The sequence below is a fragment of the Lactobacillus kimbladii genome, from assembly GCF_000970755.1.
In the GTDB taxonomy this organism is placed as follows: Bacteria; Bacillota; Bacilli; order Lactobacillales; family Lactobacillaceae; genus Lactobacillus; species Lactobacillus kimbladii.
In genome coordinates this window covers 1724674-1736914 of sequence record NZ_KQ034007.1, presented here as the reverse complement: position 1 = coordinate 1736914, position 12241 = coordinate 1724674, and the positions used below count along the sequence as shown (strand labels likewise).

Here is a 12241-nt window from a genome sequence, read left to right as displayed (position 1 = left end):
TTTTTTTAGCCGTGATATTTAAAGGGGCAATTTTCTAAATGATCATTGATTAAACCAACGCCCTGCAGAAAAGAGTATAGAATTACTGGCCCCACAAAAGTAAAACCGTCTTTTTTCATCTGCTTTGCTAATTTTTGCGCAATTTTGTTTGTCGTTGGCACCTCATCACTTGTTTGAGGATGATGAATAATGGGAGTAGGAATGAATTTTTGTAAATAATGGGCAAAATTGCCGTATCTGGCATCAATAATTAATAGTGCGCGTGCGTTGGTAATTGCAGCGGCAATTTTTCTTTGATTACGGATAATTCCTTTATCTTGCAATAAGCGCGCCTGATCCTGTTCGGTCATTTGCGCAACTTCTGCGGGAACAAAATTGCAAAAAGCATGGCGAAAATTTTGCCGTTTATGCAAAACTGTAGACCAACTGAGTCCAGACTGAAACAGTTCCAGCACCAGCATTTCAAATAAGTAACGTTCATCTAAGTTTAATTTGCCCCATTCGTGGTCGTGATAATCCCTAATTAAGGAATCATCATGGTCACTCCAAGGACAACGAGTAATATCATTCATTTTTATTCTCCTTAAATATATATTAACGTTCATAAATAAATACGCCAAAATATTTTTATTCTTTTAAAAACAATTTTTCCCAGTTATTGTGCTGAAATTTTTTAATTATTTTCTTTTTGCTTAAATATCAGAAACTTTTCCTTCAAAAAGTGCAATAGTTGTTTTTTTGGTATAATATATAATGAACTTTAGGAGGAAACCATGGAGAAGTTAGAAATAATAACTTTGGCCGATGACTTGGCCGCAAATCAAGAAAGTATTTTAAATAAAGAAACAGATTTTGATGCCGAGGCAGTTTATCGTGTAATTGATAATTTGCACGTTTTGCATAAGCCAATAAAAGAATACTTCGGCATGACTCAAGAACAGTATTACGACACTGAAAGTGATCATAAACTGACTTTAATTAAGTTGTCAGAGCAATTAACCGATTTGCAGGATCGGATTTTAACTAATCACGTTGATGGTTTTGTTGATAAAAACGAAATTAATTTAACTTATAATCATGAAAATCCCTATGAAGATGGGTTTTATAATGACTTGGTAGATTTTCATGTCGTTAGTTACAGTTTAAAAGTAATTGGAGCCGTTGAAGAAGTAGCGCCAAAAACATTACAAGGAGTTTTGTCTAAAGATGCACTTCTATCAATTGGTTTAGCGGCACACGCTTTAGAAAAAAGTTTATAATTTTAGAGCTGAATGTGTGTTCAGCTCTTTTTCTTTCTGCTTGAGGCAAAATATGGGTGTTTTAAAGTATACTAAAGGACTTGCTGATAAGATAAATGGTGCTAAATTACGTTCTTTATTTAAGAAAAATGATGCACAGCTTGATCCTATGCAAAATTATTTAACGGTAGGAGAATATCACGTTGATGGTGAACAGGGTACACCTAACGATCAGCCGTATACTCTGACAGTTTACCAAGATGAAGAAAAAATTTTGCATCAAGCTCTCAGCTTGGAAAGTACAGATAAATTAGAGCCTGAATATGTCCGCCGATTTAGTCCTGAACTGCAACGCTACCGCGCTTTCGTCAACCGCAAAACTGGCAGACGATACGTTGTAGAAGAATACTTGGATCGCTTTGTTGAAAGAGTCAAAGGCCACATTCGCACTGGGAAAAATTCTGTTAATGTCAGTGTTATTACTGATACCCATTATAAAGACCGTAATAGTATGGACTTTTATGGCTGGAACGGCTTAACTCACGTTAACGAATTTTCTTACCTTGATGACTCAGGACTTTTAAGTTTAAAAGTTCATTTGGGTGACTGGATTGATGGTTCCGATACCGGCTTTTTGGGCGAAAGTGAATTAACCAAGTTGCGTGATTCATTTGTTTCCGACAAAGTGCCTTATATGCTTATTAAGGGAAATCATGATGAAAATGATAAATTTGATGAACACCATGATTTAAGTGCTTCTTTTCCTGAAAATGAGTTTGAAGGGATTATGTGGCCTGCTTTGTATAAGCAAAAAGGTGTCCATTATATTTCCCGGCAACATGGAGTTTGTTACTATGATGTGGATGACTTGCGCTTTATTTCCGTTAATACTTCTGATTTGCCTTACTATTTGGATGCCCAAGGCAGAAAAAAGTATGATGTGAAACTTACTTTGGCTGTGAGGGAAGACCAAATTGAAGAAATCATTGAAATACTGGAGCAGTCATCAAATAAGCAAATTATCTTTATGAGCCATGCCAATCCGATTAATCGCAAGGGTTCAAATGCTTTAAAGTATAATGGTCGTTCTCTGCACGAGTTACTGGTTGCCTTCAATCAGGGTGAAAAAGGACAGATGCATTCCAGCTACGGAATTCCACCAGAGTTTCGTTTAGCTAATGACTTTGATTTTACTAATGTGAAAAATGCGCGTATTATTGCCTACTTTTGCGGTCACAGACATAACGAAGACCAATACCGCATTAACGGAATTCAGTATATCTTGTTTAACTGTTCGGCACTGATGGGTCCTAACCATGCTTTAACCACTAAATATAACAAGAATTGGAAGCGGCAAATTGATCATCAAACAGAATTTGCGGGTTATATTGTCAATATTGACATACAGAGGCATTATATTCAGGCCTTTGGCTATGGCGCTGCCAGCAAACGCAGAATTTTTTATATTTAGTAAAATCGCGACGGGCAATTTGGAAATTGCCCGGCTTTTAGCATATAATAGAAAAGTTAAATTAAAGACAAAAATATACAAAGTAACATAAATTAAGGGAAGATAAGCAATGTGCGGAATTGTTGCATTTTATAATCCAGAAATAAATGATAAACAAGCCGCTATCGGTAAAATGATGGCAGCAATTATGCATCGTGGTCCTGATTCAGATGGTTATTATACCAACGATAAAGTTGCTTTAGGGTTTAGAAGATTATCAATCATTGATTTACGTGGCGGCAGTCAACCAATTTACAACGAAGACAAAACAAAGGCGATTATCTTTAATGGTGAAATTTACAATTTCCAGCCATTAAGAAAAGAACTGCTTGCGGCAGGTCATACCTTTACCACTAAGTCTGATACAGAAGTGCTGTTGCATGGCTTTGAAGAGTGGGGCATGGATGGTCTGCTTAAGAGAGTTCGCGGCATGTTTGCTTTTGCGATTTGGGATGACAATACCCAGACCTTGTACGGTGCGCGTGATTTCTTTGGCATTAAGCCGCTCTATTACAGTGATGAGAATGGACATTTAACTATCGGCTCAGAAATCAAAAGCTTTTTGGCAATGCCTGGTTTTAAAAAACGTTTGAATATTGAAGCAGTCAAACCATATTTGATGAATCAGTATAATGATTTGCATGAAACTTTTTTCAAAGGAATTTATAGATTTCCTGCCGGCCACTGGTTCGAATATAAAGATGGTAAAATGAAAACCCATCAGTATTGGGACGCAGAATACAAAGCTAATACTTTAAGTTTTGAAGAAACTGTCAATAAAATTGACGAAGATTTACATGAGTCAGTTAAATTGCACCATATTGCAGATGTTCCGGTTGGCGCCTTTTTATCAGAAGGCGTGGATTCAAGTTATATTACCAGCATTTTAAATCCAGATGATGTCTTTTCAATTTCTTTTGACGATGCCACTTATGATGAAGCTTCTAAAGCCAAAGCCTTAGCTGATATCAAGGGCTGGCATTTCTTTTCTGATAAGGTAAAAGCTGACGAGGCCATGCACGACTTCCCAGAAATGCAGTATCATATGGATGAGCCGGATGCCAACCCATCAATAATTCCATTGTGGTATTTATGCAAGATGGCCCGTAAACATGTGACGGTTGCTTTGTCTGGCGAAGGTGCGGATGAATTATTTGCCGGTTACGTTAATTACGGGATGCACACGCACAACAGCATTATTAAAGTGTTTACTTCCCAATGCAAAAAGTTGCCGAAGAAGACCAGGGTTAAACTGGCACACAGAATCAAAAAAATGCCGAACTTCCCCGGTAAGGTTCATTTATACACCAATTTGGCTGAACCGAGTGAATTTTACGTTGGTCAATCAGTTATCTACGACATGGATTATCCGACTATCTTTACCTCTGAGGATGCTAACAGTGTTTTAAAGCCAACTTATCGTAATAAATTAACTGTCAACGGTATTTACCAAAGTGATTTCAAAAAAGTAAAGGACCTTGATAATGTCCGCCAGATGCAGTACATTGATCTGCACCACTTTATGCTAAATGATATAGAGCAAAAGGCGGATAAAATTTCTATGGCCCATTCCCTGGAATTACGGGTGCCATACCTCGATAAAAAGGTTGCAGAAAGAGCCAATTCAATTCCAACTGATTATTTAGTGAACAAGCATGATACTAAATATGCTTTGCGCAAGGCTTCAGAAAAGGTTTTACCGGATGAATGGGCTAAACGGCCAAAATTAGGCTTTCCCACTCCAATTAAAGAATGGTTGCAAGAACCCCGTTTTTATAAGCAAGTGCGGGAATTATTCAGTGAAGACTTTGTACAAGACGTTTTCGAGCAGGATAAAATTTTAGCCCTGCTTGATGAAAACTACAAGGGTGACGGTTCCCATCGTCGACAAATTTGGACTATTTATACATTCTTAGTATGGTATAAATTATTCTTTGTTGACTATGAGGGCACAGTTGCCAAATACCAGCATGTTCAACCAGAAGTTGCCAGCTTGATTAAGCAAGGCAAGCTGGTTTAATGAGGAGCACAATTTATTAATGAAACAAAACTTTACGCCAATTTTACTTGGCAGTGACATTAATGTTTACGGCATGGCCCGATCGTTTAACGAGGCATACGGTATTAGCGTAAAGGCGCTGGCTGACAGTCAGCTGGCGGCAACGCGTTATTCTAAGATTGTCAGTGTGGAATTACATCATGGCTTCAGCGAAGATCCAACTTTTATTGAGGTTATGCGTGAACAAATGAAAATTTACCAGGACCATGAAGAACCGGTAATTCTAATTTCATGCGGAGACGGCTATTCTGAACTACTTGCCAAACATAAGGAAGAACTGCAACGAGTTTTTGTCGTTCCCTATGTTGACTACGATTTATTACAAAAACTAATTTCAAAAGAAAACTTTTACCAGATAGCTGAAGAATGTGGTCTGCCATACCCTAAAACCAAGATTGTGACGATGGCTGATTATAAGGCAGAAAATTATTTGGAACTGCCTTTTGGCTATCCACTGGAGCTCAAGCCGGAAGATCCTGTTTCCTGGCTTGATGTGCAGTTTGAGGGGCGTAAAAAGGCTTTTACCATTCATAATGAAACTGAATTGCGTGATATTGTCACTAAAATTTATGAAAATGGCTATCAAGAAGACTTGATTTTGCAAGATTTCATTCCTGGCGATGATTCCTACATGCGAGTATTAAACGCCTATGTTGATAAGGAACATCATATCAAGATGATGTGTATGGGTCACCCATTGCTGGAGGATCCTACTCCGCAATCAATTGGCAATTATATGGCAATTTTACCTGATTATGACGAAAAACTTTATGAGCAAGTTGAATCATTCTTGGAAAAAATTAATTATACTGGGATGGCCAACTTTGACATCAAATATGACACGCGAGATGGCAAATATAAATTCTTTGAAATTAACTTGCGCCAAGGCCGTTCAAGTTTTTATGTGACTCTTAATGGTTATAATTTAGCCAAATGGTACGTAGACGATTATGTTTATGACAGCTTAAACGATAAGGAACCGGTTTACGGTAATAAATTAAAGTCAAAACATAAATTGTGGTTAGGCATCCCTGTCAATGTGTTTAAGCAATATGCCGTTGATAATGAAGCTAAAAGAATGGCTGAAGAGCTAATCCATGAAGGACGTTATGGTACAACAGTCTTTTATGATCAGGATCGCAATTTTAAGAGGTGGCTGCTTTTAAAATATATGTTTCATAACTATAAAGGACGCTATCAAAAGTATTATCAAGAAAATAAGGGTCAATTCTTTTAGACTCTGCATTAATTAAATAGCAATAAAGATGATTGCAGCAAATTACTGGTGATCATCTTTTTTCTCTAAGAATAAAATTATTATTTTGTATGTAAAATACCGGTTCAGCTATTTTAAATAGGGGTGTTCTTTTTTAATACTTCTTGCTAAACTGGTAAATGGAAACTAAAAAAAGAAAGGACTGAATAAATGAAACTTAAACATGGATCTCATGAAGAAACAGAAATTAAGTTGCGCTGGCTTTTACTGGGGGAGCTGGCCACGTGGATCGGGTCGAGTTTTGTTTGGCCCTTGACTTCGGTTTATTTAAACAAGCAATTGCACATCAGCCTTTCTGTAATAGGGGTTGTTTTATTTTGCAATTGTGCCAGCAACGTATTGGGCTCGCTTTTAGCTGGACGCTTATATGACCGTCTGAACCCATACCCCTTAATTGTTACGGGACTAGGACTGGATGCACTAGTTCTGTTCCTGATGGCATTCTTTCACGGCTGGCCAGAATATTGGTTTTGGCTGATTATGACGGGATGTATCAGTGGCTGGAATGGTACCTTAATTAACTCAATTGCGACAAGTTTGCGTAAATACTCAGGACGTTATGTTTTTAATCTGATTTATTTTGCTCAAAATGTCGGTACTGTCACAGGCACGCTGTTAGTAGGTTATCTTTACGACTTTTCAATTGAATTCTTATTTATTTTGGCGGCTTCGCTATTTGCGATCGCCTGTGTTAATGCAGCGATTCATTACCGCCCAATTAATACTTTTCACCAAAATCGTAAAAAGAACGGTACTAAAAAAGGCAAGAAACAAAAAGTTGATCCTATGCCCAAATATAATGTGATGTTAATGGTAGGCTTCTTGGTTTCTTTAGCTGTGACCTGGCTAATGTACATGAATTGGGAGTCTAACCTGTCCGTGTACATGGTTTCATTAGGAATACCTTTCCATTTGTATAGCTTGTTATGGACACTAAATGGTGCTGTAATAGTCATTATTCAAGTGATTTTGGCCCGCTATCCTAATTTGTTTAAGAGCTTGTTCCAGCAAATTATTTTTGGCACGCTCATGTTTGCAATCTCTTTTGCCACATTGATTTTTGCCAAAGATTTTGCCCACTTTGCGCTATCAATGTTTATTCTGACCATGGGTGAAGCAACTGCTTTTCCAGCGGTTCCGGCATACATTAACGATTTGTCTCCGATAAACAGCAAGGGCAAATATCAAGGCGAAATTAACGTTGCCCGTGGCATCGGCCAGGCTTTTGGCCCCTTATTTGGCGGTATGATAATTGATCGTGCGGGTTACATTCCATTCTTCATTATTGCTGCTTGTGGCATTTTTCTAGTAGTACTGCTGCTATTGCCATTGCACGCAAAATTGCATAAGCATATCACGCTCTATAAGTAATTTTGTAAAGGTTTTTTAATGTTAAGGGTATAATTAGAATGATAATATTAATTTAGTCTATTTTTAATTTAGATAAAAAGGGAGGACTCTCTGAATGAATAAAAACTTCGCAGTTCGAGGCGGTAGTGGCGACATTATCGAGCCTAAGCGTGATGCACGCCCGCAGGACAACCTATACTTGGCTGTTAACTCAGAATGGATTGAAAAAACTAAGATTCCGGAAGATCGGTCACGAATGGCCTCGTTTGATGGTATCGATGTTGACGTTGAAAAGCACTTGATGCAGGATTTTGCTGATTTTGCTGCTGGAAAAAAAGAATTACCAAATGTACCTAATTTTGATGAAGCAGTTAAGTTGTACAAATTAGCTAGAGATTTCGATAAAAGAAACGCTGATGGAGCTGCACCAATTAAGTCAGACTTGGAACTTCTTGATGGCATTAAGGACTTTTCTGACTATAACTTAAATGCGCCTGACTTAGCAACTTTTGCCATACTTCCATTTAGCTTTGGCGTTTCGCCTGACATGAAGAATACCAAAGTTAATGCTTTGTATTTTTCTGGTCCTGGAACTTTCTTGCCTGACACTACAACTTATCAAACTCCTGATGCACCAAAACTATTAGACATTTTGCAAAAGCAATCGGTTAAGCTTTTAACCATGGCTGGTATTGATCAAGCTAAAGCAGAAAAATATGCAGAAGATGCTATTAAATTTGATGCTAAGCTATCTAAGATCGTTAAGTCTACAGAAGAGTGGGCAGATTATCCTGCTACTTACAATCCAATGAAGATTGCTGACTTTGAAGCTAAGTTTGATCAATTTAAGATTGCTTACTACTTGAAAGAAGCAATTGGTGAAGAACCAGAACGAATTATTGTTGAAGAACCACGCTACTTGGATCACATTAACGAAATTATCAATGAAGAAAACTTTGATGAAATCAAAGGCTGGATGTTGGTTAACTTTATTAACGCGGCTGCTGACTCCTTGTCACAAGAATTTCGTGAAGCAGCGTTTCCATTTAGTCAGGCTCTTAGTGGTCAACCTCAATTGACAAGTGGTGAGAAACAGGCTTACTACATAGCAAATGATTCATTTAGCGAAGTAGTTGGCGTTTATTATGGTCAAACCTACTTTGGCAAAGAAGCTAAAGAAGACGTTGAAGACATGATTCACCGTATGCTTGATGTTTACAAAGAACGCTTGCAGAATAACGACTGGCTTTCTGAGCAAACTAAAAAACGCGCAATCATTAAACTTGATGCTTTGGTCTTAAAGATTGGTTATCCAGATAAAATCGAAGAAATTTATAATCGTTTAAAGGTTATTCCAGCTAGTCAAGGAGGCAGTCTTTATTCTAATGAACGTGCTTTTGCAATTGCTGAGCAAAAATATAATTTTGAACAATTGCATAAGGAAGTAGACAGAACCGTCTGGGCAATGCCAGGTAACTTAGTCAATGCCTGCTATGATCCCCAGAGAAATGATCTGACTTTCCCTGCAGCAATTTTGCAAAAGCCATTCTATGACTTAAAGCAAGACAGAGCAGCCAACTTTGGTGGTATTGGTTCCGTAATTGCTCATGAGGTTTCCCATGCCTTTGATAACAATGGTGCTCAGTTTGATGAATTGGGCAACATGACTAATTGGTGGACTGATGAGGACTACGCTGAATTCAAGAAACGGACACAAGCTGAAATTGACTTGTTTGACGGTATAGAATACGGACCAGTTAAACTTAATGGTAAGCAAATAGTTTCTGAGAATATTGCTGATCAGGGTGGTTTGACTGCTGCTGTTGAAGCTGCCAAGAACGAAAATGATGATTTGAAGAAGCTGTTTGAAAACTTTGCACGCATTTGGGCTAATAAGCAACTGACTGAATCAATTAAGAGCCAAACCGCTGTTGACGTTCACGCACCTGGTCCATTACGTGCCAACGTTCAAAGCCAATGTCAAGATGACTTTTACAAAGTCTTCGATGTTAAACCGGAAGACGGCATGTGGCTCGACCCAGAAAAACGAGTACATATTTGGTAATTAATATTAAAAGTATCAGACAATTTGACAAATTTATTATTTAGTATTGTGGTAAATGAATCTGTGGGTTAGTGGATATAACTTGCACCCGCCTGTGGGCTTCAAATAGAAGTGAAAGAATGACAGGACTACAAACCCTTGAGGTAAGATAGGGCATATCTAGCGTGAGGTGAAACTCAATACGTGAAAAGAAGGATTTTTAATCCTTCTTTTTGATATTTATTGTATTAAAAAAGACACATTACTCTGAATGGAGCCAATGTGCCTTTTCATTGTTTTATTAATTTTTGAAAATTAAAGAGCCACAAAATCTACTAGTTTTTCTTTAATTAATATTTGATAAGCATAATATTCAGGTCCAATGTGTTGTACAATGGGGTCACTCACTTCAAGCTTATCGATATATTTATTCATAATTCGCTGGGCTTGGCCTTCACTTATGCCTTTACTCACAGCAAATGCGATCATTTGCTTAAGAAAAATATTTCTATCCATTGTACTTACACCTCACTATCCTAACTCGATCAACTGTTATCTGTTTACATAAGTTTTCGCTAATTATAGCTAGTTAGTCATATTTCTTATTATAAAAATAAAACTATTCTAACTCAAATCAAGTTATGAATCAGCTTTAACTAAAAATAGCACCTGTAAAATTAATTCACAGGTGCTATTTTATATTATTCAAATTCTTTATTCTTTAGATTGGAATAGTCACGAGGTGCAACCCGCTTGATGTGCAAGTTGTGTCTTGGTTTACCTAAAATGAGTGGCACTTCCTCGACCACAGTGTCAGTGTATTCCAACCCAAACCATGAAGCTGGATTAGAAGACAGGTTTTGTAACCAAACTCGTGCTTTTAACATAACTTTTTCAAAGCCTTTAAGTCTTGTTAAAGGACTGACAACTTCATTAACAATTACAAATGAGAAGTCACCCACTTTACGACCGGGAGTTGTAGTGTACTCCTGAGGCTGTGCTTCGATAGTACCATCTTTAATTAAATCATGGACTATTTGGCGCAGATAAATGTTAACGCTGGTTTGTTTCTTGAACCCAAGATAGAGCTGAACGTTAATGACATTCTTAGTACCAAAAGTATTAACAGCATATCTGGCTGTGAAAGGTTCATTCGTGATGTTAACTGTCACAAACCAATAGGCCTGAGCACGTTTAGGTCTTTTATCCAAGATGGAGTACATAATTTCACGTTTGATAAATTTATTGTATTTAACTTTAGCCATGTAGACCAAGTTAGTCGCATAAGTAGGGTAATCATCATCATGACTTAGGTCCGTTAACATATCGGTGTATTCATCTAAACGTACATAGGAATGAGCACCTTCGTGCTTGTCGCGGACTTTATTGCCGAAGTACCAAATGAACATGATAACACCAATGAAACCGGCAATTAGGACGGTGACATAACCGCCATGCATGAATTTGGTTAGACTGGAAATTAAGAACATGCCTTCGATAAAGCCAAAAGCAAGTAAAAAGCATAGGCGCAATATCAACGGATGGTGTTTTGAACCCAAGTACTCAAACAGAAGCAGGGTAGTCATTAACATTGTGACCGTGATTGACAGACCGTAGGCTGCTTCCATGTGTTCTGAAGTCCGAAAGAAAATGACGATAGCAATAGTTGCCACGCAAATCATTTTGTTTACGGAAGGAATGTAAATTTGTCCATGCTTAGTAGTAGGATAATTAATATTCATCCGTGGTAAAAATTTCAGACCACTTGCTTCAGATACTAATGTAAATGAACCAGTAATCAGTGCCTGGGATGCAATAATTGCGGCAACCGTAGCCAAAATGATGGCAAAAAGTCGTAAATTTCCTGGTACAGCTTCAAAGAATGGATTCAGTTCACCACCATTTGTTTGGTAATGTTGATTTTGCAGAATCCAAACTCCTTGGCCCAGATAATTTAAGGACAAGCAGAGAAAAACATAAGGCCATGATCCGCGAATATTTCCTTTACCAACATGACCAACATCAGAATATAGCGCTTCTGCACCTGTAGTGGCCAGAAAGATTGAACCTAAAATGAAGATGCCGGCCTTGTTAGATGGACTAAAAAGAATTTTAACAGCCCAAATGGGATTCAGTGCTTCTATAATTGACCAGTCATTAGCCATATTATAGAGACCGATAACGCCTAAAAAGGTAAACCAGACAAACATAATAGGACCAAATGCTTTACCAATGCTGCTGGTACCCAGCATTTGAATTGAAAACAGTACCAGCAATATCGCAATTGTAATTATAATTACAGCATTTTGGTTGGGAACGGGAACGTGAGAACCAAAGTGCATGTTTTTCAGTCCCTCAATTGAAGTGGTGACCGTCACAGCTGGAGTCAATGTCCCATCAGCTAAGAGGGCAGCCCCACCAATCAGTGCCGGCATGACCAGCCATTTGGCTCGTTTACGTACCAAAGCGTATAATGCAAAAATACCACCTTCACCACGGTTGGTAGCTCTGAGCGCAATCATGACGTATTTAACGGTGGTAAGTAGTGTAACTGTCCAGAAAATGAGCGAAATTGATCCTAAAATCAGTTCACGATCAACATTGGCAATGCCACCGTTACCCGTAACGATTGACTTCATTACATAGAGCGGACTAGTTCCGATATCACCATAAACGATACCGATGGTAATTAACAAACCGGCAGCCGAAATCCGCTTCTTCTTTTTATCCATAGTAATTATGTGCTCCCATAGACAATATTGAA

9 protein-coding genes are annotated in these 12241 nt (G+C 37.9%); 6 read left to right on the top strand and 3 right to left on the bottom strand.

What is annotated here, in order from left to right:
- Positions 1 to 5: 5 nt before the first annotated feature.
- Positions 6 to 572, bottom strand: coding sequence for a DNA-3-methyladenine glycosylase I (locus JF75_RS08590; protein ID WP_046332656.1), 567 nt, complete (start codon positions 570 to 572; stop codon positions 6 to 8).
- Between the two features lie 201 nt (positions 573 to 773).
- Here JF75_RS08590 and JF75_RS08585 point away from each other — a divergent pair, with 201 nt between their 5' ends.
- The 6 genes from JF75_RS08585 (at position 774) to JF75_RS08560 (ending at position 9498) form a co-directional block, all read left to right on the top strand.
- Entirely contained in the window at positions 774 to 1259 is a 486-nt protein-coding gene (locus JF75_RS08585) for a hypothetical protein (RefSeq protein WP_046332655.1), read from the top strand.
- Positions 1260 to 1311: 52 nt separating this feature from the next.
- Positions 1312 to 2709 carry a metallophosphoesterase gene (locus JF75_RS08580; protein WP_046332654.1) on the top strand — a complete coding sequence of 466 codons (1398 nt, stop codon included), beginning with the start codon at positions 1312 to 1314 and terminating at the stop codon, positions 2707 to 2709.
- A 109-nt stretch (positions 2710 to 2818) separates the two neighbouring features.
- Positions 2819 to 4768, top strand: coding sequence for an asparagine synthase (glutamine-hydrolyzing) (gene asnB, locus JF75_RS08575; protein ID WP_046332653.1), 1950 nt, complete (start codon positions 2819 to 2821; stop codon positions 4766 to 4768).
- A gap of 19 nt (positions 4769 to 4787) precedes the next feature.
- Positions 4788 to 6044 (top strand): carboxylate--amine ligase, encoded by a 1257-nt coding sequence (locus JF75_RS08570; protein WP_046332652.1) that lies wholly within the window; start codon positions 4788 to 4790, stop codon positions 6042 to 6044.
- A gap of 189 nt (positions 6045 to 6233) precedes the next feature.
- Positions 6234 to 7454, top strand: a complete 1221-nt coding sequence (locus tag JF75_RS08565; RefSeq protein ID WP_046332651.1) for an MDR family MFS transporter — start codon at positions 6234 to 6236, stop codon at positions 7452 to 7454.
- Between the two features lie 94 nt (positions 7455 to 7548).
- The gene (locus JF75_RS08560; RefSeq protein ID WP_046332650.1) at positions 7549 to 9498 is read left to right on the top strand and encodes a M13 family metallopeptidase; all 1950 of its coding nucleotides are present in this window, start codon (positions 7549 to 7551) and stop codon (positions 9496 to 9498) included.
- 294 nt (positions 9499 to 9792) lie between these two features.
- On the opposite strand, the gene JF75_RS08555 is transcribed toward JF75_RS08560, so the two are convergent.
- Positions 9793 to 9993 (bottom strand): hypothetical protein, encoded by a 201-nt coding sequence (locus JF75_RS08555; protein ID WP_046332649.1) that lies wholly within the window; start codon positions 9991 to 9993, stop codon positions 9793 to 9795.
- Between the two features lie 185 nt (positions 9994 to 10178).
- Complete coding sequence (locus tag JF75_RS08550; RefSeq protein ID WP_046332648.1) at positions 10179 to 12209, bottom strand: KUP/HAK/KT family potassium transporter; 2031 nt, start codon at positions 12207 to 12209, stop codon at positions 10179 to 10181.
- Positions 12210 to 12241: the final 32 nt, after the last annotated feature.